This is a genomic window from Catenuloplanes atrovinosus, from assembly GCF_031458235.1.
Classification (GTDB): Bacteria; Actinomycetota; Actinomycetes; order Mycobacteriales; family Micromonosporaceae; genus Catenuloplanes; species Catenuloplanes atrovinosus.
Window position 1 is genome coordinate 5662094 of sequence record NZ_JAVDYB010000001.1, and the last position, 22908, is coordinate 5685001.

A 22908-nucleotide genomic window follows, 5' to 3' on the forward strand; every position below is an offset into this window, starting at 1 on the left:
CCCGTCGCCCGCCCGCGCGTGGCGCGCCGGACGACGGCCGCGGCATCCCGTCAGGCGGTGTCGCGCGGCTCCCGCTCATGATCGCCGGTGGCCGGCGCGCCGCTGCTGCCGGGGTGGCCACCGCTCCCCCCGGCCCGCGTGGCCGCCGCCCACGGGTCCCCGGCCGGGGCCGCGTCCGCGCCCGCCCGGGTCGCGGCCGCCCACGGATCCACCCCCGGCCACCCGGTCCCGGACTCCTCGTGCGGCGCCTTCTCGCCGGTGCCCGCCGCCGTGCTCGCGCCACCGGACGCGCTGCTCCCGCCGGTCGGCGACACGCCGCCGGCGCCGGCGGGTGACGCGGTGCTCGCCTGGCCGGTCGATGCGGTTCCGGCGCCACCGGCCCACCCGGTGCTCGCGCCGGTGGTCCGGGTGGTCGTGGTGGCGGTGGGCGGGCCGGCCCAGGAGCTGGTGTCGGCGGCGGCGGTGGAGAAGGCCCGGAGCAGGCCCGCGACGCCCGCGGCCAGATCCCCCGCGCTGGTGGCGAGCTGCTCGGCGAACTCCGGCGTGGGGTTGCGGACCATGGTGATCGCGCGGCAGACCGGGCAGACGCAGCACTCCGCGCTGCCGGTGGCCCACCCGCCGGCCGTGCCGCCCACGTGCCCGGGCTCATCGCGCACGGCGCCGTGCGCACCCCACGCCGCACCGTGCGCATCCCGCGCGGTGCCGGCCGCGTCCCGCGCGGCGCCATCCGCGTCCCGCGCGGTGCCGGCCGCGTCCCGCGCGGCGCCATCCGCGGCCCGGGCGGTGCCGGCCGCGTCCCGCGTGCTGCCCGGCTCGTCGGGGTCCGCGGGCTTCGGCGGCGTGCCGGGAGCCGCCGGCTCGGCCGGCCGGGCGGCCGCCGCCTCCGGGGCCGGCGCGCGGCGCTCCTCCGTACCCCCGGCGTGTTTGTGCAGGTCCTCGCTGAATCCGGAGGCGGTCTTCGCGACGCCGCGCAGTGCGTCGCCGAGCAGGCCGAGGCCCGCGCTGGTCGTCTCGTGGCCGGAGGCTCGCGCGGCGAACCGCGCGCCCTGCGCCATCCACGCGGCCTGGCTCGCCCCCTGTGACGCGCGCGCGAGGACGGCCGCGACCAGGCGCTCCGCCTCCTCACGCGCCGAACCGGTGCCGCCGGCGGAAGAGTCCGGAGTCGCCATGGTCAAAGCCCCCTGTGCGGTGTGTCAGCCGGCGGGCAGGCTCTCCACCCGCCGCTTGAGCTCCTTGAGCGCCGTATCCATGATGCGCTTCTCGGCCTTGCGCCGGATCATGCCGATCGTGGTGATCGACAGGTCGACCTCCAGCGTGTACGTCACGGTGGTGCCGCCGTCCGCGTTCGCCTCGATGTCGTAGGACCCGCGCTGCGCCCGCTGCATCTTCGACGGCGCGACGAGCTGCCACTCGATGCGGGAGAGGTCCTCGGCGTACTCGTACCGCAGGGTGTACTCATCCGCCAGCACGCCCGCGTCGATGACGAACCGGACCTGGCTGGCATATCCGTCCTCGTACTCCTCGAGGACCTCGACCTGCTTGAACGCGTCGGCCCACTCGGGGTACGCACCGAAGTCGGCGACGACCTCGGCCACGCGCTCGGCCGGTGCGGCGATAACGATCGACTGGGTGGAGGAGTCCGCCATGCGGGCAGGCTACCGTGCGCCGGTGACACTTCCGGACCGGCCGGGACGACACGTCCCCCGCGACCGGCCGTACCGCGGCGGGCGGATGTGTCGGATCACCGTCTCGGACGGTACGTTTCTGCTGTATCAGGGCCGCCACGCGAGGCCCCCGTCGTCGAGGAGCTGTCCAAGGTGCGCGAGTTCTCCGTCCCTCCGGTCGTCACGATCGCCGACACCACGACCCTTACCGACGCGATCTGGGACAACGCGCGCGTGGCGCCCGAAACCGTCTCCTTCCTGCGGCGCACGGACCCCTCCTCGGAGCAGTGGTCGCCGATCACCGCGGCCGAGTTCCACGCCGACGTGGTCGCGGTGGCCCGCGGCCTGATCGCGGCCGGCGTGCGCGCCGGTGACCGCGTCGCGCTGATGAGCCGCACCCGGTACGAGTGGACGCTGATCGACTACGCCATCTGGGCGGCCGGCGCGGTGACCGTGCCGATCTACGAGACCTCCAGCGCGGAGCAGGCCTCCTGGATCCTCGCCGACTCCGGCGCGGTCGCGGCCTTCGTGGAGACGAACGCGCACGAGCTGCTGGTCTCCGGGCTGCGCGACGACCTGCCGGACCTGCGTGAGGTGTGGCAGCTCGACGCCGGCGGGCTGGACGCGGTGCGCGCCGGCGGCGAGCGGGTGCCGGCCGAGGCGGTCGAGGAGCGGCGGCGGCAGGCCCGCGCCGGCGACCTCGCCACGATCATCTACACCAGCGGCACCACCGGCCGTCCCAAGGGCTGCGAGCTGACCCACCGCAACCTGCTGGCCGAGGTGCTCAACGCGGTGGTCGCGTTCGGCCACCTGTTCAGCGGCGCCGAGTCCCGCACGCTGCTGTTCCTGCCGCTGGCGCACGCGTTCGCGCGACTGGTGCAGATCGGCGTGGTGACCGCGCGCGGCACGCTGGCGCACACGCCGGACACCCGGACGCTGCTGCCCGACCTGGCCGCCGTGAAGCCGACGTTCCTGCTCTCGGTGCCGCGCGTGTTCGAGAAGGTCTACACGGGCGCGAAGCAGAAGGCGGAGGCCGGCGGCAAGGGCGGGATCTTCGCGCGGGCCGAGGCCACCGCGATCGCGTACAGCGAGGCGCTGGACTCCGGCGGCCCCGGGCTGATGCTGCGCGCCCAGCACGCGATCTTCGACCGGCTGGTCTACAACAAGCTCCGCGACGCGATGGGCGGCAAGTGCACGGACGCGGTCTCCGGCGGCGCGCCGCTCGGCGGCCGGCTGGCGCACTTCTTCCGCGGCGTGGGCGTGGTGGTGATGGAGGGCTACGGCCTGACCGAGACCTCGCCGGCCGTGGCCGCGAACGTGCCGAGCGCGATCCGGATCGGCACGGTCGGCCGCCCGCTGCCCGGCGTCACGCTGCGCATCGCGGACGACGGCGAGATCCTGGTGCGCGGCGACATCGTCTTCGGTGCGTACCGGAACAACCCGGACGCCACCCGCGAGGTGCTGGACTCCGACGGCTGGTTCCACACCGGCGACCTCGGCGCGCTGGACGACGACGGCTACCTGAGCATCACCGGCCGGAAGAAGGAGATCATCGTGACCGCGGGTGGCAAGAACGTCGCCCCGGCCGTGCTCGAGGACCGGCTCCGCGCGCACCCGCTGATCAGCCAGAGCGTGCTGGTCGGCGACCGGCAGCCGTTCATCGCCGCGCTGATCACGATCGACGAGGAGGCCTGGCCGGGCTGGCTCGCCGCGAACGGGCGGGACGCCGGCAGCACGGTCGCGGACCTGGCCGGCGACCCGGCGCTGCGGGCCGAGATCCAGAAGGCGGTGGACGAGGCGAACAAGGCCGTGTCGGGCGCGGAGGCCATCAAGGTGTTCCGGATCCTGGGCCGCGACTTCACCGAGGCGACCGGCGAGCTGACCCCGTCGCTCAAGGTCAAGCGCGGCGTGGTGCACAAGACGTACGCGGACGACATCGCCGCCATCTACACCAAGTGACGGCAGGACTCCGGGCAGGCGATAGCATCCCGGAGTGGCCGCCTCACCCCCCGTCGCACCACGTCCGCATCCTCTGGCGGTCGCGGCTCGCTTCGTGATGCTGGCGCTCGTCGCGCTGCTCACGCTCATCACGACCCGGGACCCCGACCGCCTCTGGTGGATCGTGGCGCTGCTGATCCTCAGCGTTCCCGGCGTGATCGCGCCGCGACACCGCATCCTCGCGCCCGCGGCGCGGTTCGCCGAGGTCGTCGTCGTCGGCCTGGCGGCCAGCGACGTGGCCGGCGCGGCCAGCGCGGTGGGCAGCCTCGGGCCGGGCGTCGGCGCGGAGGTGATCCTGCCGTACCTGGCGGTCCCGCTCACCGTGGCGGCGCTGCAACGCCGGTCCCGGGAGGGCGCGGTGCTGCTCGGCGCGGCCGCGGGCACGCTGCTGGCCAGCGGCGCGGTCAACATGACGCCGACCGGCCCGCAGATCGCGCAGATCGGCTACATGGCGGTCTGCGCGCAGTGGCTGATCCTCGGCGGGCTGGGCACGTTCGCGGCGGACACGCTGCGCCGCTGGATGCTGGTCCGGGAGACCAAGCCCCAGCCGTACGCGGAGGCGACGCGCCTGCTCACCCAGCTCCGCAGCGTGGCACGTCAGCTGCCCGGCGCCACGCTGGACCCGGGCGGCATCGCCGAGCACCTGCTGGAGGAGCTGCGCGCGGTCGCGCCCGCGGACCGCGCCGCCGTGCTCACGGCCAGCGGCGGCGGACGTCTGGTGGTGCTGGCCCAGTCCGCGATGGAGCGCGTCGACTGGGAAACCACACTGGACGCGGACTCCGCGATCGCGGACGCGTGGGCCAGCCAGCAGCCGGCCACGGCGAGCCGGTCGCAGTCCCGCTCGCACCGCGGCGCGGAGGTGTCCGCGCTGGTGGTGCCGCTGGTCGCGGGCGTGCGGTCGATCGGGCTGGTGGTGGTGGAGAGCAACACCAGCCTGGCGTACCCGGCGCCGGTGGTGGCGCGGGTGACGTCGGTGACCGGCCCGGCCGCGCTGCGCCTGGAGGCCGCGCTGCTCTTCGACGAGGTGCGCTCGCTGGCCACCAACGAGGAGCGGCAGCGCCTGGCCCGGGAGATCCACGACGGCGTGGCGCAGGAGCTGGTGATGGTCGGCTACGGCATCGACAACGCGCTGGCCACGCTGCCGGAGGACGCCAAGGAGACCGCGGAGGAGCTGCGCACGCTGCGCGGCGAGGTCACCCGCGTGATCACCGAGCTACGGTTGTCCCTGTTCGAGCTGCGTTCCGAGGTCGACCGGCACGGTGGCCTGGCGGGCGCGATCGCGGAGTACGCGCGCACCGTGGGCTCCGCGGCGGGCCTGCGCGTGCACTACACGCTGGACGAGTCCACGGCCCGGCTGCCGGCCGCGACCGAGGCGGAGCTGCTGCGGATCGCGCAGGAGGCGATCACGAACGCGCGCAAGCACGCGGGCGCGTCGAACCTGTGGGTCACCTGCGAGGTGGACCCCCCTTACGCCCGCATCGAAGTGTCGGACGATGGACAGGGAATGGCGGATAAGCGACCGGATGGCCGGTACGGTCTTGCGATCATGAATGAGAGAGCGGAACGTATCCGTGGCCGCCTGGAGATTAGGCCGCGGAATCCGAGTGGAACGACGGTGGCGGTGGTGCTCGGAACCTCGCCCCGACGCGATAGCGTGCGTGATAATAACGCTCCAGAAGGGGAGTAAACCGAGCATGTCGACCAGCCCTGCGCCGACGACGCGTACCAAGGTCCTTCTCGTCGACGATCACGACCTGATCCGAAAGGGACTTCGGCACGCATTCGAGCGCGACCGGCAATTCGAGGTGGTCGGTGAGGCCGCCACCGCCGCCGAGGCGGTCCGCCAGGCCGGCGCGCTCCAGCCCGACGTGGTCATCATGGACCTTCGCCTGCCCGACGGCAGCGGCCTGGAGGCCACCCGGGCGCTGCGGAAGAACAGCTCCACCATGGGCATCGTGGTCCTGACCATGTACGCGGGCGACGACCAGCTCTTCGGCGCGCTGGAGGCGGGCGCCTCCGCGTTCGTGCCGAAGACCGCGCCGGCCGACGAGGTGGTGGCCGCCGCGCGGCACGCCGCCTCCGCGCCCAGCGCGTTCACCGCGGCCGATCTGGCCGAGGCGATGAAGCGGCGGCTCGCGCCGTCCGGTCCGCAACTGTCCCCGCGCGAGGGTCAGGTGCTGCGCCTCCTCGCCGACGGCATGAGCGTGGCCGGCATCGCGAAACAGCTCTTCGTCAGCGAGTCGACGGCCAAGACGCACATTTCCAAGCTGTACGAGAAGCTCGGCGCCGCTAATCGCGCGCAGGCGCTGATGACCGCGCTCCGGCTCGGTCTTCTCGAGGCGCCGGACGCGCCGAAGTTCTGAACGATTCCATTTCTTCGCTGGAGTCCCACTACGGCGGGCGCACCTTTCTTCCGAGGCGCGCTCGCCTTTTTGGTGCCGCCCGGTGCCCGATCGGTGGATGTCCTTTGTGACGCCCGGCCGGGCGCGCCCCGCCGGGCCCCGGGGCGGATCATCGACCGGAGGGGATATTCGGTACGGTCTGGATAGCCGGGCACGGACCGGGCAGAATAGCACCGGCCTCGATCCAGATTCCGTCATTGAGGGGCGCGACCATGCATCGGCCCGAGTGGGCACCGGAGAGCATCGACATCGAGCGGCCCAGCGTCGCCCGGATGTACGACTACTACCTCGGCGGATCACACAACTTCGCGGTGGACCGCGCCGCCGCGCAAGCGATGATCGCGGCTGTCCCCGAGGCGCCGCTGATGGCGCAGGCCAACCGCGCGTTCATGCGCCGTGCCGTGCGCTACCTCGCCTCGCAGGGGGTGCGGCAGTTCCTCGACATCGGCTCCGGCATCCCCACCGTGGGCAACGTGCACGAGATCGCCCAGCAGGTGCGGCCGGGGGCCCGCGTGGCGTACGCGGACATCGACCCGATCGCGGTCGCGCACGCGCGGGAGATCCTGGCCGGTGACGACCACACCGTGGTCATCCAGGCCGACCTGCGCGACCCGGAGTCCATCGTGCACCATCCGGACGTGCGCGCGCTGCTCGACTTCGACGAGCCGATCGCGGTGCTGGTCGTGGCCGTCACACACTTCATCCCGGACTCCGACGACCCGGCCGGGCTGATCGCGCGCCTGCGCGACACGCTCGCGCCCGGCAGTTACCTGGTGCTCTCCCAGGCCAGCGACGAGGGCCGCACGGACGAGGAGCGCGCCGAGGGCCAGGCGGTCTACCGGCAGACCGACAACCCGTTGCGGGCCCGCGACCGCGCCACGCTGCTGCCCTGGTTCGACGGCTTCGAGCTGCTGGAGCCCGGGCTGGTGTGGGTGCCGCTGTGGCGCCCGGACCCGACGGACAACACCGAGGACGCGGAGCGCGTGGTCTTCCTCGGCGGCGTGGGCAGGCTTGGTGGCTGAGGACGAGGCGGGGATCGCCGCGTTCGCGCGCGCCTGGGCCAAGGCGATCTCCGGAACCAGCTACATCCCGATGAGCCAGGGCGAACTGGAGGAGCGGCTGCGCGCGCTCACCGGCGAGTTGCGGGACGCGCTGCTGGCCGAGCCGTTCAGCCTGCGGCGCGGCTACCGCGTGGGCGGCGCGCTGGTCCGGGCGCACGTGGTCTCCGCGGAAGGGCTCGGCCGTACCATCGAGATCCTCGACCAGCGGCTGGTGCGCGACCTGGGCCTGCCGGACGCCGGCGGCCGGATGGCCCGGCTGCTCGGCACGGTCGCCACCGGCTACGCCCGCGCGCTGCGCGACCGCACGCTCGACGAGCAGGAGTCGATACGGCGCGCCGCGATGGTCGCCCGCGAGGAGGCGGAGAGCGCACTGCGGGAGAGCGAGTCGCGGTTCCGGCACCAGGCCACCCACGACTCGCTGACCGGCCTGCCGAACCGGGCGCTGTTCACCGACCGGCTGCGGGCCGCGTTCGCCGGCCCGCCGCGCCGGCTCGCGGTCTGCTTCCTCGACCTCGACGGCTTCAAGATGGTCAACGACTCGCTCGGCCACCACGCCGGTGACCTGCTGCTGGTGGAGGTGGCCCGGCGGCTGGCCCGCAGCGTCGGCGAGCACCTGGTGGCGCGGCTCGGCGGCGACGAGTTCGTGATCCTGATCGAGGGCACCACCTGCACCGAGGACGCGGTGAAGGTGGCGGACGCGGCGCTCGCCGCGATCAACGAGCCGGTCGAGGTGGACGGCCAGCGGCTGGAGGTCTCCGCCAGCATCGGCATCGTGGAGCGGGAGACCGGCGGCTCCTCCCCCAGCGACGTGATGCGCGCGGCCGACATCACGCTGCACTGGGCCAAGGAGGCCGGCAAGGGGCGCTGGGCGCTGTTCGACCCGGACCGCAACGAGCGGGAGATCGCGCGGTACACGCTGTCCTCGTCCATGCCGGCGGCGCTGGAGCGCGGCGAGTTCTTCGTCGACTACCAGCCGCTGGTCGCGCTGGACGGCGGCCGGCTGCGCGGCGTGGAGGCGCTGGTCCGCTGGCGGCACCCGACGCTCGGCGTGCTGCGGCCGGACCGGTTCGTCGGACTGGCCGAGGAGACCGGCCTGATCGTCCGGCTCGGCGCGTGGGTGCTCGGCGAGGCGTGCGCGCAGGCCCGCCGCTGGCTGGACGCCAGCCCGGACGCGCCGTTCGTCAGCGTCAACCTGGCGGTCCGGCAGATCGGCGACCCCGGGCTGATCGCCGAGGTGACCGAGGTGCTGGCCCGCACCGGCCTGCCGCCGGACCGGCTCCAACTCGAGATCACCGAGAGCGACGCGATGGCCGGCGTGGACCTCGGCGTGCTGGACGCGCTCGCCTCGATGGGCGTGCGGCTGGCGATCGACGACTTCGGCACCGGCTACTCGAACCTGGCGTACCTGCGGCACCTGCCGGTCCGCGAACTGAAGGTGGCCGGCGCGTTCGTGGAGGGCCTGCGCACCGGCGACTCCCCGGTCGACGAGAAGATCATGGCGACGCTGGTGGCGCTGGCGCACACGCTCGACCTGACCGTCACCGCGGAGAACGTGGAGACCGCGGGCCAGGCCGCCCGGCTGCGCGCGATCGGCTGCGACTCCGCGCAGGGCTGGCACTTCGGCCACCCCGGCCCGCCGTCCGCGATCGACGACCAGCTAGGAGCTGCGTGAGTACGCCTCCGCCTGCAGCGTGAACAGCTCCGCGTAGAGGCCGCCGCGCGCCATCAGCGTGTCGTGGTCGCCCTGCTCGGCCAGCGCGCCGTGGTCGAACACCAGGATCAGGTCCGCGGTGCGTACGCTGGCCAGGTGGTGCGTGATCAGCACGACCGTGCGCCCCTCGGCCAGCTCCCGCAGCCGCTGGTAGACGTCGTGCTCGGCCCGGGCGTCCAGGTTCGCGGTCGGCTCGTCGCAGATCAGCAGCGCGGCGTCGCGGAAGAACGCGCGGCTGACCGCGAGCCGCTGCCACTGGCCACCGGACAGGTCCGCGCCGTCGGTGAAGTGCCGGGACAGCAGCGTCTCGTACTTCCGCGGCAGCTCCACGATGAAGTCGTGCGCGTCGCCGGCGCGGGCCGCGTGCTCCACGTCGTCCTGACCGGCCGCCCGGTCGTACCGTCCGATGGTGATGTTGTCCCTCGCGGTCAGCGGCCAGTGCGTCGGCTCCTGCATCACCACCGCCACGCCCTCCCGCACACTGTCCGGCCGGTAGTCGTCCAGCACCACGCCGTCCCAGCTCACCGTGCCGCTCTCCGGCCGGTACAGCCCCGCGAGGATCTTCGCGAGCGTCGACTTGCCGGACCCGTTCTCGCCGACCAGCGCGACCGTCTGCCCCCGGCGCAGCGTCAGACTGACCCCGTCCACCGCGAGCTTCTCCGCGCCCGGATAGCGGAAGCTCACCCGATCGAGCCGCATCTCCTCGAACGTCCGCGGCGCCGTCCCGGCCGTGTCCGGCTCCGCGTGCTGCCGCGCCAGCGCGCAGAACGCCTGGTAGTCCGCGAAGTACAGGCCCTCCTCGTACAGGTGCCGGATGGTGAACGCCACCTGCGACAGCGCCCCGATCCCAGTACCGATCGCGTAGGCCGCCGCGCCGCCGACGGCCAACTCCATCCGCCCGGTCATCAGAAGCCAGATCATCACGGCGTACGTCAGCCCGGTCGCCGCCGCACCGAGCGCGGTCCCGGCCAGCGTGGTCCACACCTGTCGTTCCATCACCCGGATGTGCGCCCGCGTCTCCGTGTCCAGCAGCCGCCGCACCTCGGCAAGCAGAAACTCCCGCAGCGTGAACGCCCTCAGCTCCGGCGCCGCGTCCCGGTCGGCGAGCAGGTCGGACAGCATGTAGCGGCGGCGGTACAGCGACGTCAGCCGCAGCCGCTGCCGGTAGTCCAGCCGCGCGGACCGTACCGCCGCCCACGCGGTCGGCACCACGGCCAGCACCAGCAGCGGCAGCAGGACCGGATGCAGCACGGCCAGCACCCCACCGGCCGCCACCAGCGCGATCACGTTGGTCCCCAACTCGATCGCCTGATCCACCAGCGACTGCGACGCGAACGTGCCACGGTCGCGGGCCCGGTACATGGTGTCGCGCCAGGCCGCGTCGTCGAAGACCGCCAGGTCGGCCCGGGTGGTCAACTCCAGCAGCCGCAACTCGGCCGCGCGGCTCACCAGCGGCGACAGCCGGCCATGGGCCGCGGTGGCGGCGGACGACAGCAGCGTCCGAACGGCGCTGGCCGCCGCGAAGATCAGGACGGACGGGATGGCGGCCCTGACCCGCTCCGGCGTCGGCCCCTCGGCCAGCAGCCCATCGAGCACCCCCACTACGCTGACCAGGCCGATCGCCCCGACCGCGCCGCCGGCAAGCTGAAGGAGGACGACGGCGAGGGTGATGCGAGGGCTGCTCTCCCAGGCCAGGCGCCACGCCTGAGCCAGAAGTCTGGGCAGGCGGCGCAGCATCCGCCAAAATCCGGCGCTGGCCGCCTCGGCACTGCTCTTCAGCCAGTAGGGAACCTCGAGTTCGGGTTCGTCATCACGCTCATCGACCGCGGTCGTCACCACACTTCCAGTACGGCACATGTCGATGCGTTGTGCGAAGAGGGCGGGGCTACTCAATCACGCAGCTTGCGCTGCGTGGGAGGGCGCGCATGGCGGGCGCAGCTCCGTTCTCGGGTGCGCGACTGGTCCGCGTCGCGGCGGGCGGCCAGCCCGCGTCACGGCGGACGGCCGGCCCGCGTCACGGCGGACGGCCGGCCGGCGTCACGGCGGGCGGCCGGCCCGCGTCACGGCGGGCGGCCGGCCGGCGTCACGGCGGGCGGCCGGCCCGCGTCACGGCGGGCGGCCGGCCCGCGTCACGGCGGGCGGCCGGCCCGCGTCACGGCGGGCGGCCGGCCCGCGTCACGGCGGGCGGCCGGCCCGCGTCACGGCGGGCGGCCGGCCCGCGTCACGGCGGGCGGCCGGCCCGCGTCACGGCGGGCGGCCGGCCCGCGTCACGGCGGGCGGCCGGCCCGCGTCACAGCGGGCGGCCGGCCCGCGTCGCGACGCACGGCCGGCCCGCGTCACGGCGCACGGCCGGCCCGCGTCACGGCGCACGGCTGGCCCGCGTCACAGCAGGCGACTGGCCCGCGTCACAGCGGGCGACTGGCCCGCGTCACAGCGGGCGGCCGGCCCGCGGCGCCACGGCGGGCGACTGGCCCGCGCCACGGCGGCGGCCGGCCCGCGCCACGGCGCACGGCTGGCCCGCGTCACAGCAGGCGGCTGGCCCGCGTCACAGTGGGCGGCCGGCCCGCGCCACGGCGGGCGGCTAGCCTGCCTCGCGGTGCGCGGCGGGTCTTTCCTTATCGGTTCTCCACCGGCCGTCCATGAATATCGGGCGCTTCGCGCCCGATATTTCGTGTTATTGGTGCGGTTGGTCGAGGCATGCGGATAAGGCAGCCTCCGGCGGGCCTCTGGCTCCGGGGCATGGGCGTGCGTTGCCTGGTCACGGCGGGTTTCGTCGGCCCCGTTGTCTTTTCGTGGGTGGTATGGGTTGCGTGTCGTGTGCCTGGCTGCCCCGTCACCGTCTCCCGGGCGAAGCCGAGCAGATCATCGGCAGGGCCGCCAGCTTTGGTCTCGTCGGTTGTGGTGTCGTCGTTGGTGGCGGCCCTGCCGATGATCTGCACCCCAAGGGCAGGTCGACGGCGACGGGGCAGCCAGGCGGTGGCGGTTTGCGCTGACGCGCCAACCATTCGCAGTCGCGACTCGCGCTGACCCGCCAACCACCCACCGTCGCGACTCCCGCTGACCCGCCAACCACCACAGTCGCCGCTCGCGCTGACCCGCCAACCACCCACAGTCGCGACTCCCGCTGACACGCCAACCACCACAGTCGCCGCTCGCGCTGACGCGCCAAGCGCCGGCGGTGGCGCCCGCCGCCGGCCACCGGCGGCTTCTGCCGGCACGCCAGCATCGGGGGTTGCGTTCGCACGCGGGCCACCGGTGGCTCGCACTGGTGGACCGAGCGCCGGTGGTCCGCTTGCCAGATCCGGCGCGGAGCCCGACCCGGGGCTCCGGCGCCCGATCTAGCGGATCGGCGCCCGATATTTCGTGTTATCGCGCCATGCCGCTGAGGGGCGACGACGGCTATGTATACGTCATCAACGTTATGAGGCCCTCATAACGTTGATGACGTATACATAGCCACTGGATCTCCCGCGCGGTGGCCAGCCATCGACCCGACCTGTCCGATATTTCGGCATATCGCGGCGGGGTGCGACAGCGAGGGGGCACGGCGGGACTGGCAGGGAGGAGCGCCAGCGACGACCGGTGCCCGCGGGAGCACCGGGAGGCGGCCACGCCGGGAGTGGGAAAAGGAAAAAGGTCTTCAGGCTGACAGCAGGGCTGTCAGCCTGGCCGCCTGCTGGTCCCAGCGCCATTCCTTCGCGACCCACTCGCGGCCCGCGGTGCCCAGGCGCCGGGCGAGGGTGGGGTCGGAGAGGAGGGAGACGGCGTGGTCGGTCAGGGAGGGGAGGTCGCGGCCGCCGACGACGTAGCCGGTTTCGCCGTTCAGTACGGCGTCGGGGGCGCCGCCGGAGTCGCCGGCGATGACGGGGAGGCCGGTGGCGGAGGCTTCGAGGTAGACGATGCCGAGGCCCTCGACGTCGAGGCCGCGGTTGCGGGTGCGGCAGGGCATGGCGTAGACGTCGCCGGCGGCGTAGTGGGCGGGGAGCTCGGGCCAGGGGACGCTGCCGGTGAAGATGACGTCGCGGTCGATGCCGTGGTCGCGGGCGAGGCGTTCGAGCGTGGGGCGGTACGGGCCGCCGCCGACCAGCAGGAGGGCGGCGTCGGGGACGCGGCGGCGGATCTCGGGGAATGCGCGGATCAGCGTGTCCTGGCCCTTGCGGGCGACGAGGCGGGAGACGCAGACGAGGACGGGGCGGCCGGTGAGCCCGTGCCGGGCGCGGATCTCGTCGCCGCCGGCGTCGGGGTGGTACGTGTCGGCGTCCACGCCGGGGGCCAGGCGTTGCAGGTCGGTGAGGCCGTGCAGCGCGCGGTCCAGCCGGGTGCGGGTGTACTCCCCCAGGTACGTGATGACGTCGGTGTGGCGGGCGATGCGGCGCAGCAGGTTGCGGGCGCCGGGGAGCGCGGCCCAGCCGACCTCGTGGCCGTGGGTGAGCGCGACCGCGCGCCGGATGCCGCCGCGGCGGCGCAGCGTGTCGGCGAGCAGGCCGAGCGGGGCGGCGGCGCCGAACCAGACGGTGTCGCAGTCGTGCGCGCGGGCGAGCTCGGCGGCGCGGCGGGCGACCGCGGGCGTGGGGACGAGGACGGACGTGTCCTCGCGGACGACCTCGAACGGCTGGGCGGCGTCGAACTCGTCCGCGCCCTTCCAGCGGGACGCGTAGACGACCACGCTGCCGGCGGGCTGGCGGACCGCGAGGTTGTGCACGAACGACTGGATGCCGCCGGGGCGGGGCGGGAAGTCGTTCGTGACCAGCAGGGTCTTGGTCACGCGGTCAGCGCTCCCCTCGGGCGTAGGCGCGGGCCGCGGCCATCCGCTCCACGGTGGACGGGTGGGTGGCACCGTACAGGTACTCCCAGCGGGGCGGGTCGGGGTCGCCGAGGTTGACCGTGGACAGCCGCGCCTGCATGGACTCGAACGTGGCGGGGTCGCCGGTGAGCGCCAGCGCGTGCGCGTCCGCCCGGGCCTCGACGCGGCGGCTGACGAACGCCTGGGCCGGGGACGAGAGCAGGCCGGCGACCGTGACGACCGCGAGGACCAGCGCGATCGCGCGGGGCTCGCCGATGTCCTGCGCGCCGGCCGCGCGGAGCAGGGCCGGCCAGGAGCCGAGCAGGTAGAGCGCGACGACCGCGGCGGCGGCGCCGAGCGCGCCGAGGAGCGTGCCGATGAGGACGTCGTCGTCCCGGGCGTGGCCGAGCTCGTGCGCGACGACGGAGGTGACCTCCTCGGGCGTGGCCTCCTTCAGCAGCGTGTCGTAGACGACGATGCGGCGGGTGGGGCCGAGCCCGGATACGTACGCGTTGACCGCGCGGGTGCGCCGGGACGCGTCCGCGACCAGCACCTCGCGGACCGGGACGCCGTCGCGCTCGGCCAGCCGCATCAGCTCGGTGCGCAGCGGGCCGTCGGCCATCGGCGTGAACCGGTTGAAGACCGGCTCGACCAGCACCGGCACCACGAACGAGAGCAGCGCGACCAGCGTGGCGGCACCGGCGGCGCCGAACGCCCACCACCACCGCGGTGCGAACCGGGTGAGCGCGTAGAACCCGAGCAGGACCACGCCGCCGATCACGGCGCCGACCGCCCAGGACCGGAGCAGGTCGGCCACCCAGCCGCCCCAGCCCTGGGTGGAGAGGCCGTAGCGGACCAGCACGGTGTGCCGCCAGGCGCCGATCGGCAGCGTGAGCAGGTCGGCGAGCAGCACCACGGCGAAGCCGCCGAGCAGCGCCTGCGCGACCCAGTGACCGCCGAACGGGCGGCCGCTCAGCTCGACCAGGCGGGCGCCGAGCGGGGTCAGGCCGAGGACCAGCGCCACCACCAGACCGAGGGCGAGACCGCCCCAGGTGGCCGGGCGCAGCGTGGAGCGGAACTCACGGGCGCGGTCGACCCGGTCCTGCGGCAGCGTGGCCAGCGCCGCGACCTGGTCGGCGCGCGGCGCGGGCGGGCGCTGCCACGGGATCAGCAACAGCGCCGCGACGAGCAGCGCGGCGGCGAGGACGCCGAGCGTGAGCACCGCCCACCAGCGAGGGGTCATGGCGACCCATCCTAGGCCGGGGTGCTCAGGCCACGTCGCGGCGGAGCGGGACCAGCCGCAGCGGCGTGCGTGGGACGGACTCGTCGGGCACCTCGACGATCTCCGGGTCGAGGCCGGCGCGGGCGAGCACCTCGATGGCCTGGATCTCGTCGGGGGTGAGTCGCTCGATCTCGGGTGGGGTGTGGAACAGGGCGTGGATGGCGCAGCCGGCGCAGCCGGTGCCACGGACGGCACAGGTGTCGCAGTCGACGATCATCGCTCCTCCTCACGGGTACGACGTACACGCTAGGTGAGGGGTATGACAAAAAACGGTGTCTATGCGCGGGAGAGGCGTCTCAGCAGCGAATCCGCAGCCAGCGGGTACGCACCGTGCCGGCGCACGCCGTCCGCGACCTCCCGGTCGGAGGACACGACGATCACGGGGCGTCCCGACGGCTCCGCGCGCACCAGCCGGCGGATCACCTCGTCCGCCGTCTCGCCCTTGCGGGAGAACAGCACGCGCACACCGCGCGGTGCCGGCGGCAGCCCGTGCTGCCGCTCCGCGCCGTCGAAGACCACCGTGACCTCGTCGCCGGTCTGCGCCGCGATCCCGCCCAGCCCGGTGATCAGGCGTTTGCGCTGGTGCTCGAGCGACATCTCGGACCAGCCGCGCTTGGTGACGTTGTAGCCGTCCACGATCAGGTGCGCCTTCGGCAGCGCGAGCAGCTGGTCGAGGCGGGCCGGGTCGTCGTTGTCGGTGGCGCGGGCCTGCACCCGGTCCGGCGCGTCCGGACGGTCCGCGGTGGCGTCCGCGACCAGGTCGGCGGGGAGCCGGTCGGCCGGTCCGAGCGCCAGCTCGCGGCGCAGCCCGTTGGCGGCCTGGCCGATCGTCTCCAGCAGCAGCCAGAGCCGGGCGTCGTCCGCGGTGCGCGAGTCGCGGACCGCGGCCCGGGCGCCGCTGGCCGCGGCCTCCGCGTCGGCCAGCTTGGAGCGGAGTTTGCGCAGCTCCTGGTCTTGCCGGTCGGCCGCGCTCTTGGCCCGGCCCTTCTCGGTGGCGAGCATCTCCGCGGCCTTGCGCTCGCGCGCCTGGGTCTCGCGCAGCGTGCGGGCCGTGGCGCGGTGCTCCTCGCGCAGCTGGTTCAGCTCCTCGCGGACGCGGGCCAGCTCGTCGCGGAGCTTGTCGGCCTCGACGCGGGCGACCGCGCGGTCGTGCTCGGCGCGCGTGGCCCGCTGCTCGGCGGCGCGCACGGCCTCGCTGACCGCGGCGCTGTCCGCCTCCGCGCGGACCGCGTCGCCCGCGGCCGCGACCAGGTCGAACCAGCCGGCCGGGCGTACCAGGTATGCCAGGGCGGCGACGTCGACCGGGTCGGCCGCGCCGACCGGCGTGCCCTCGGCGATGGCGGTGCCGAGGTCGCCGGCCTCGCTGGTGGCCCGGCGGCCGATCCGCTGCCGGAACAGCGGGTCCGCGGCGAGCTGGGTGGCGATGGCGGTGCCGCCGAGGCGCGCCCGCCGGTTCGGCGCGAAGCGGGCGACCTTGCGCAACGTGTCCGGGATCTCGTCGAACGGCAGGCCGGGCAGGAGCGTGGCGGTGAGCGCGATCACCCGCTGGCGGACCTGCTCGGGCAGCATCGGCTCGGCGGACTCACCCGGGTCGTGCGACTCGGCGGACTCGGGGACCCGGATGATCGCAGGGTACGGCGCCGCTTCCCCGGGGGAGCGGTCGTCGGGCGGCGCCGGTACGGACATACGACAAGTCTCCCACCGTGCGGCCCCCGACCGCGCGACAGCGGCTATTGATCTCTCCTGGTCCGCCAAGGCTACTCCTGGGTCACCCGGTGCAGAAGTGTCGGACCCTGCGCCTACCGTGCCCTGGTGGCACAAACCGAAAACTTCGTCCAGGGCCTGCTGCTCGACGACGACCCCGGGTCGGTGCCGCTGTCCGGGGTGACGTTCGTGGTGGTGGACCTGGAGACGACCGGCGGCGCCCCGGCCAAACCGGACGGCAGCAACGGTTGCGGGATCACCGAGATCGGCGCGGTCAAGGTGCGCGGCGGCGAGGAGCTGGGCGTGCTGGGCACGCTGGTCAACCCGGGCGAGGCGATCCCGCCGTTCATCACGGTGCTGACCGGCATCACCGAGGCGATGCTGGCGCCGGCGCCGCCGATCGAGGAGGTGCTGCCCGCGTTCCTGGAGTTCATCCGCGGCGCCGTGCTGGTCGCGCACAACGCGCCGTACGACGTGGGTTTCCTGAAGGCGGCCTGCGCCCGGCACGGCTACGACTGGCCGAATCCGAAGGTGCTGGACACCGCGGCGCTGGCCCGGCGCGCGCTGACCCGCGACGAGGTGCCGAACCGGAAGCTCGGCACGCTGGCCGCGTTCTTCCGCACGCCGACCCAGCCGACACACCGCGCGCTGGACGACGCACGGGCCACGGTGGACGTGCTGCACGGCCTGTTCGACCGGCTGGGCAGCCACAACGTGTCCACACTCGGCGAGGCGATCGAGTTCGCGAAGGCGGTGACGCCCACCCAGCGCCGTAAGAAGCACCTGGCCGAAGGGCTGCCCAAGGTGCCGGGGGTGTACGTGTTCCGCGCCGCCGACGACCGTCCGCTCTACGTCGGCACCTCGGTGGACATCGCCACGCGGGTGCGCAGCTACTTCACGGCCGCGGAGAAGCGCGCGCGGATGTCCGAGATGCTCAACGCGGCGGTCCGGGTGGAGGCGATCGAGTGCGCGCACGGGCTGGAGGCGGAGGTGCGCGAGCTGCGGCTGATCGCGGCGCACTCCCCGCCGTACAACCGCAGGTCGAAGTTCCCCGATCGGGTGGTCTGGCTGAAGCTGACCACGGAGCCGTACCCGCGGCTGTCCATGGTCCGGGCGCTGGCCGACGACGGCGGGACGTACCTCGGGCCGTTCTCGTCGAAACGGGCGGCGGAGCTGGCCGCGGCCGGCGTCTACGACGCGATCCCGATCCGGCAGTGCGGGCACAAGCTCTCGGTGCGCATCCCGATGCCCGCGTGCGCGCTGGCCGAGCTGGGCAAGTGCCCGGCGCCGTGCGAGCACCGGATCACCGTGGACGATTACGACGCGCTCGCCGCCGCGCCGTTCCGGACCGCGGTCACCGGCGATCCCGGACCGCTGATCACCGCGCTGATGGCCAGGATCGACACCCTTTCCACAGCCCAGCGGTACGAGGAGGCCGCCGTGCTCCGGGGCCGGATGGCCGCGGTGCTGCGCGCGCTGATCCGCATGCAGCGGCTGACCGGAATCACCGCGCTGGCCGAGCTGGTCGCGGCGCGCCCGCACCCGGGCGGCGGCTGGGACCTGGCGATCGTCCGGCACGGACGGCTGGCCGCGGCCGGCGTGTCGCCGCCGCGGGTGCACCCGCGCCCGACCATCGAGACGCTGCGGCTGACCGCGGAGACCGTGCTGCCCGGCCCGGGGCCGACCCCGGCCGCGACCGCGGAGGAGACGGAGCGCATCCTGGCCTGGGTGGAACGACCGGAGACCCGCCTGGTGGAGATGACCGACGGGTGGGCGTCACCCGTTCAGGGTGCCGCGCGCTTCGGCGAGCTTCTGGCCAGGGCGGAAGGGGCCTACTCGGCAAATAACTCAGCCGTTCGGTCATAGGCAAGTAACCATTCGCATGACGAAGCCTCGCATAGGCTGTAGGGCAACACTGTTCCGGGCCGCGCTCGTTTCACCGCAGAAGCGGCTTATTGAGGAGGTGTCCGGGTGGACGTCGACGCCGGCCACGGCGCCGCACTGGGACGTGCACTGCCCTCCCCCGACGTGCCCTTGGCCCGGCGGCTGCGCTCGCTGCTCTCCTGGCAGCCACCGGAGAACGACCCGGTCACCAAGCTGGTCAAGATGCACAGGTCGGTCCACCCCTCCGGAGACATCGCGGTGCTGCGGCATGCGTACCGGGTCGCGGACAACTGTCACCGGGGGCAGATGCGCAAGAGCGGCGATCCGTACATCACGCATCCGCTCGCGGTCGCGGAGATCCTCGCCGAGATGGGCATGGACACGACCACGCTGATCGCGGCGCTGCTGCACGACACGGTCGAGGACACGTCGTACACGCTGGACGCCCTCCGCGGCGACTTCGGCGACGAGGTGGCCCACCTGGTCGACGGCGTGACCAAGTTCGACAAGGCGTTCTACGGCAAGGCCGCGGAGTCCGAGACGATCCGCAAGATGATCGTGGCGGCCGGCAAGGACGTGCGCGTCCTGATCATCAAGCTCGCCGACCGGGTGCACAACATGCGCACGCTGGACGCCCGGTCCGCCGCCTCCCGCGAGCGGATCGCCAAGGCCACGCTGGACGTGCTGGTCCCGCTCTGCGACAAGCTCGGCATCCAGTGGCTCAAGCGCGAACTGGACGACGTGGTGCTGCTGCACCTGCACCCGGAGGCGCACGAGCGGATCTCCTCCCACGTGGCGAACCGGCCCGGCTGGGACGAATACCTCGACGACGTGGTGCGCCAGTCCAAGGCCGCGCTGCGGCGCCAGCGGGTGACCGCGTCCGTGACGCCCCGGCCGCGGCACCTCTACTCGATCTGGAAGGACACGGTCCGCGGGGAGTACAGCACGCCGTTCGACCTGCCCCGGATCGCGATCGTGGTCGACGGCACGGACACGGACTGCTACATGGCGCTCGGCGCGATCCACACCCGGTGGCGCCCGGTCGCCGGACGGTTCAAGGACTTCATCGCCTCGCCGAAGAACAACCTCTACCGCTCGCTGCACACCACGGTCACCGGGCCGGAGGGGCGCACGGTCGAGGTGCTGATCCGCACGGAGGCGATGCACCGCCTCGCGGAGTTCGGCGTGGCCGCGCCGTACCGGTTCCCCAAGCTGGTCGCCCGCGGCGAGGGCGCGGACCAGCTGGACTGGCTGCACCGCGTGCTCGACTGGGAGCCGGAGGCGAAGGACGCGGCGGTCTTCCTCAACTCCCTCCGATGTGAACTCGCCGAGTCACAGATCCAGGTTTTCTGCGAGGGGCGGCCGGTGGTGCTGCCCCTCGGTGCTACCTCCGTCGACCTCGCCTACGAGGTGGGAACGGACGCCGGCGACCGCTGCGTGGCCGTGACGGTCAACGGGCGGGCCGCGCCGATGCTCTCCGAGCTGTCCGAGGGCGACGTGGTGGAGCTGTTCCTGGACGACGACGGCGGCACCGACCTGCTCGGCCGCACCGAGCACCGGGGCCCGGACCGCGCCTGGCTGAAGTACGTCAAGACCTCGCACGCGCAGTTGCAGCTCAACCGCCGGTTCGCGGAGGAGGACGCGCCCGGCATGACCATCACCGACAAGGTACGGCTCGGGCGTGCCACGATCGGCCTGACGCTGCTGCGCAAGCACAACCGCGGGCTGGCCAGCGAGCGCCCGCTGATGCGGCTCGCCGAGCAGCTCGGCTACCCGGACCTGGAGACGCTGCTGGTGGCCGTGTTCGACCGCACGCTCGACCCGGACGACCTCGCGCAGAAGCTGGTCGCCTCCGTGGATCACCCGGACTGACGCCGACCCACTAGCCTTGCAAATGTGAATCTCCGCCACTCCACCGCGCTGCGGGCCGTCGCGTACGGCACCTTCTACCGGTTGCCGCTGGTCCTCCGCCGTCGCATAGTCCGCGCGGTCGTGCCGAAGTACGTCGTCGGGGCCGTGGTGTTCGTGCACGACTCCGAGGCACCCGCGCCCGGCCGCATGCTGCTGCTCCGCCAGCCCCCGGGCGTGAGCTGGACGCTCCCCGCGGGCCTGCTCCAGCGGAAGGAGGCCCCGATCGACGGCGCGCGGCGCGAGCTGCACGAGGAGACCGGGTTGCACCTCAGCCGCGAGCAGCTGATCCCGGCCACGCCCAACGCGATCGTGCACGCGAAGGGCTGGGTGGACATGTGCTACCACGCGTTCGTACCCGCGTCGACCGCGCCGGTCCGCGCGGACGGCGCCGAGGTGCTGGAGCTGCGCTGGTTCGCGCTGGACGACCTGCCGCGGCTCTCCCCCGCCACCGGCCGGCTGCTCGGCATGTTCGGCATCGGCCCGTCCGCCGCGCCCGGCAGCACGCCCTCGATCCCGACCCGCCGATGAGCGACATCGCCGCGGTCGTCCTGGCCGCCGGAGAGGGGCAGCGGCTGCGCCCGCTCACGCTGACCGTGCCGAAGGCGCTGTGCCCGGTCGGCAACGTCCCGCTGCTGGACCGCGCGCTGGACCGGGTCGAGGCGCTCGGGCTGCCCGCCGCCGTGAACGCCGCCTACCTGGGCGAGGCCGTGGCCCGGCACGCGGAGGGGCGCGCGCACGTCTCCGTGGAGCCGGACGGGCCGCTGGGCACCGGCGGTGGGCTGGCCCGGCTCCGGTCCTGGGTGGACGGGCGCGGCGTGCTGCTCGGCAACGCGGACGCGTACCTCCATGATCCTGATCGTGATCCGGGCGCGGACATCGCCGCACTGATCGACGGCTGGGACGGCACCTCCGTCCGCATGCTCGGCCGGCCCGCCGCCGATGGCCGCGGCGAGTTCGGCGAACACGACTTCGCCGGCTTCTCGCTCATCCCGTGGCGGTACGTGGCGTCGCTGCCCGACGAGAAGCACGAGGTGGTGCGCTCCGTGTGGCGCCCGGCCGAACGGGAGGGCGCGCTCACCGTCGTGCCCTATCAGGGCACCTACCTCGACACCGGTACGCCGTCGCTGTACCTGGCCGCGAACCTGCACGCCGCCGCCGGTACGCCGCTGATCGCCGCCGGCGCCGCCGTCGCCCCCGGCGCCACCGTGCGGAACGCGGTGATCGGCGCCGGCGCCCGCGTCGACGGCGACGTCCACGACGCCGTGGTCTGGCCCGGCGGGCGGGTCCACGCCGGCGAGACGCTCACCGCCGCGATCCGGGTCGGCGACGACCTCACGGTCCCGGCCGCGCTGCCGCTAGCATGAGCTGATCCGAGTCCTGCTGATCAAGGGAGCCCTCCGGTGATCACCGCGATCGTCCTCATCGACTGTGCCACCGACTCCATCCCGGAGGTGGCGGAGAAACTGGCCGCACTCCCCGGCGTCAGCGAGGTCTACTCCACCGCCGGCCACGTCGACCTGATCGCGATCATCCGCGTCCGGCAGTTCGAGCAGATCGCCGAGGTCATCGCGGGCGGCATCTCCAAGGTCCCCGGCGTGATCAACACGGAGTCGCACATCGCGTTCCGCGCCTACTCCCAGCACGACCTGGAGGAGGCGTTCGCGATCGGCCTGCCGGAGACGGACTGACTTGCTGATCCTCGACCGCAGCGCCGACCGCATCGCCGTGCGGGTGTATCCATCCCCGTCACCCACCGCCCCCGCCGTGGTGATCCTGCCCGCCATGGGCGTACCGGCCGCTTACTACCGCCGGTTCGCCGAGGCGCTGCACGACGCCGGCCTCCTGGTCGCCGTCGCCGACCTGCGCGGCACCGGAGCCAGCACCCCACCCACCTCCGCCGGCTCCGCACACGGCTACGCCGAGCTGGTCGACGACGTCGCCGCGGTCCTCCACGCCCTCGCACCCCAGCTCACCGGCCGCCGCCGAATCCTGCTCGGACACTCACTCGGCGGCCAGCTCGCCGTACTCCACCTGGCACTGCGCCCGGACACCGCCGTGGACGCACTCGTCCTGGTCGCCGCCGGCCTCCCCCACTGGCGCAACTTCCGCGGCACCCTCCGCCACGGCATCCGCCCCTTCGCCCACATCATGAACGCCACCGCCACCATCGCCCGCTTCTGGCCCGGCTGGGGCTTCGGCGGCCGCCAGCCCCGCCGCGTCATCCGCGACTGGTCCCACGTGGTCCGCACCGGCCATTTCCCACCGATCAACGGCACCACACCGGCGCTGGAGTCCATCACCCGGCCGGTGCTAGCGGTCTCCGTCGACGGCGACACCCTCATGCCACCACCCACGGTCGACGACCTCTGTGGTCGCCTGACCTCCGCCCCGGTGACCCGCCTCCACTACGACCCCAGCACCTCCGGCGCGCCGATGAACCACTTCACCTGGGTCAAGGCCGCGGCGCCACTGGCCGCCCGGGTGGCATCCTTCGCCGCGTGACGCCCG

General features: G+C 73.7%; 18 protein-coding genes. 11 read left to right on the forward strand and 7 right to left on the reverse strand.

Annotated elements, in window-relative coordinates; genetic code table 11:
• Positions 1–50: 50 nt before the first annotated feature.
• Complete coding sequence (locus J2S41_RS39930; protein ID WP_374728159.1) at positions 51–1169, reverse strand: hypothetical protein; 1119 nt, start codon at positions 1167–1169, stop codon at positions 51–53.
• Between the two features lie 24 nt (positions 1170–1193).
• Complete coding sequence (locus J2S41_RS25025) at positions 1194–1646, reverse strand: SRPBCC family protein (protein WP_310371039.1); 453 nt, start codon at positions 1644–1646, stop codon at positions 1194–1196.
• Positions 1647–1817: 171 nt separating this feature from the next.
• On the opposite strand from J2S41_RS25025, the gene J2S41_RS25030 reads away from it, so the two are divergent.
• From J2S41_RS25030 to J2S41_RS25050, 5 genes are all read left to right on the forward strand, one after another.
• Positions 1818–3623, forward strand: coding sequence for an AMP-dependent synthetase/ligase (locus tag J2S41_RS25030; protein WP_310371041.1), 1806 nt, complete (start codon positions 1818–1820; stop codon positions 3621–3623).
• A gap of 34 nt (positions 3624–3657) precedes the next feature.
• Positions 3658–5349, forward strand: coding sequence for a sensor histidine kinase (locus tag J2S41_RS25035; protein WP_310371043.1), 1692 nt, complete (start codon positions 3658–3660; stop codon positions 5347–5349).
• Between the two features lie 7 nt (positions 5350–5356).
• Positions 5357–6025, forward strand: coding sequence for a response regulator transcription factor (locus J2S41_RS25040; protein WP_033341223.1), 669 nt, complete (start codon positions 5357–5359; stop codon positions 6023–6025).
• A gap of 251 nt (positions 6026–6276) precedes the next feature.
• The gene (locus tag J2S41_RS25045; protein WP_310371050.1) at positions 6277–7086 is read left to right on the forward strand and encodes an SAM-dependent methyltransferase; all 810 of its coding nucleotides are present in this window, start codon (positions 6277–6279) and stop codon (positions 7084–7086) included.
• A gap of 13 nt (positions 7087–7099) precedes the next feature.
• Positions 7100–8797: a putative bifunctional diguanylate cyclase/phosphodiesterase gene (locus J2S41_RS25050; RefSeq protein ID WP_374728273.1), complete on the forward strand. Its 1698-nt coding sequence runs from the start codon at positions 7100–7102 to the stop codon at positions 8795–8797.
• Here the strand turns inward: J2S41_RS25050 and J2S41_RS25055 are convergent.
• The 5 genes from J2S41_RS25055 to J2S41_RS25075 form a co-directional block, all read right to left on the reverse strand.
• Complete coding sequence (locus J2S41_RS25055) at positions 8783–10672, reverse strand: ABC transporter ATP-binding protein (protein ID WP_310371052.1); 1890 nt, start codon at positions 10670–10672, stop codon at positions 8783–8785. The genes J2S41_RS25050 and J2S41_RS25055 overlap by 15 nt on opposite strands.
• Positions 10673–12476: 1804 nt before the next feature.
• Complete coding sequence (locus J2S41_RS25060) at positions 12477–13601, reverse strand: glycosyltransferase family 4 protein (protein ID WP_310371053.1); 1125 nt, start codon at positions 13599–13601, stop codon at positions 12477–12479.
• Between the two features lie 4 nt (positions 13602–13605).
• Positions 13606–14862 (reverse strand): M48 family metallopeptidase, encoded by a 1257-nt coding sequence (locus J2S41_RS25065; protein ID WP_310371054.1) that lies wholly within the window; start codon positions 14860–14862, stop codon positions 13606–13608.
• 25 nt (positions 14863–14887) lie between these two features.
• Positions 14888–15118 carry a hypothetical protein gene (locus J2S41_RS25070; protein WP_310371056.1) on the reverse strand — a complete coding sequence of 77 codons (231 nt, stop codon included), beginning with the start codon at positions 15116–15118 and terminating at the stop codon, positions 14888–14890.
• Positions 15119–15177: 59 nt separating this feature from the next.
• On the reverse strand, positions 15178–16587 hold the full coding sequence (locus J2S41_RS25075) for an NYN domain-containing protein (protein ID WP_310371058.1): 1410 nt from the start codon (positions 16585–16587) through the stop codon (positions 15178–15180).
• Between the two features lie 126 nt (positions 16588–16713).
• On the opposite strand from J2S41_RS25075, the gene J2S41_RS25080 reads away from it, so the two are divergent.
• The 6 genes from J2S41_RS25080 to J2S41_RS25105 all read left to right on the forward strand — a co-directional run bounded on the left by J2S41_RS25080 (position 16714) and on the right by J2S41_RS25105 (position 22902).
• Entirely contained in the window at positions 16714–18471 is a 1758-nt protein-coding gene (locus J2S41_RS25080) for a DEDD exonuclease domain-containing protein (protein WP_310371060.1), read from the forward strand.
• Between the two features lie 105 nt (positions 18472–18576).
• Positions 18577–20361, forward strand: a complete 1785-nt coding sequence (locus J2S41_RS25085; RefSeq protein ID WP_310371062.1) for a RelA/SpoT family protein — start codon at positions 18577–18579, stop codon at positions 20359–20361.
• 24 nt (positions 20362–20385) lie between these two features.
• On the forward strand, positions 20386–20928 hold the full coding sequence (locus J2S41_RS25090; RefSeq protein ID WP_310371064.1) for an NUDIX hydrolase: 543 nt from the start codon (positions 20386–20388) through the stop codon (positions 20926–20928).
• Entirely contained in the window at positions 20925–21764 is an 840-nt protein-coding gene (locus tag J2S41_RS25095; RefSeq protein WP_310371065.1) for an NTP transferase domain-containing protein, read from the forward strand. The genes J2S41_RS25090 and J2S41_RS25095 overlap by 4 nt, the downstream gene beginning before the upstream one ends.
• Positions 21765–21800: 36 nt before the next feature.
• Positions 21801–22088 carry an Lrp/AsnC family transcriptional regulator gene (locus J2S41_RS25100; protein ID WP_310371067.1) on the forward strand — a complete coding sequence of 96 codons (288 nt, stop codon included), beginning with the start codon at positions 21801–21803 and terminating at the stop codon, positions 22086–22088.
• A 1-nt stretch (position 22089) separates the two neighbouring features.
• A complete protein-coding gene (locus J2S41_RS25105; RefSeq protein WP_310371068.1) occupies positions 22090–22902 on the forward strand; it encodes an alpha/beta hydrolase family protein in 813 nt (270 codons plus the stop codon).
• Positions 22903–22908: the final 6 nt, after the last annotated feature.

Coding starts and splice junctions, on each gene's coding strand:
- J2S41_RS39930 (WP_374728159.1), bottom strand. CDS start 1,169: ATGGCGACTCCGGACTCTTCCGCCGGCGGCACCGGTTCGGCGCGTGAG.
- J2S41_RS25025 (WP_310371039.1), bottom strand. CDS start 1,646: ATGGCGGACTCCTCCACCCAGTCGATCGTTATCGCCGCACCGGCCGAG.
- J2S41_RS25040 (WP_033341223.1), top strand. CDS start 5,357: ATGTCGACCAGCCCTGCGCCGACGACGCGTACCAAGGTCCTTCTCGTC.
- J2S41_RS25045 (WP_310371050.1), top strand. CDS start 6,277: ATGCATCGGCCCGAGTGGGCACCGGAGAGCATCGACATCGAGCGGCCC.
- J2S41_RS25065 (WP_310371054.1), bottom strand. CDS start 14,862: ATGACCCCTCGCTGGTGGGCGGTGCTCACGCTCGGCGTCCTCGCCGCC.
- J2S41_RS25070 (WP_310371056.1), bottom strand. CDS start 15,118: ATGATCGTCGACTGCGACACCTGTGCCGTCCGTGGCACCGGCTGCGCC.
- J2S41_RS25075 (WP_310371058.1), bottom strand. CDS start 16,587: ATGTCCGTACCGGCGCCGCCCGACGACCGCTCCCCCGGGGAAGCGGCG.
- J2S41_RS25095 (WP_310371065.1), top strand. CDS start 20,925: ATGAGCGACATCGCCGCGGTCGTCCTGGCCGCCGGAGAGGGGCAGCGG.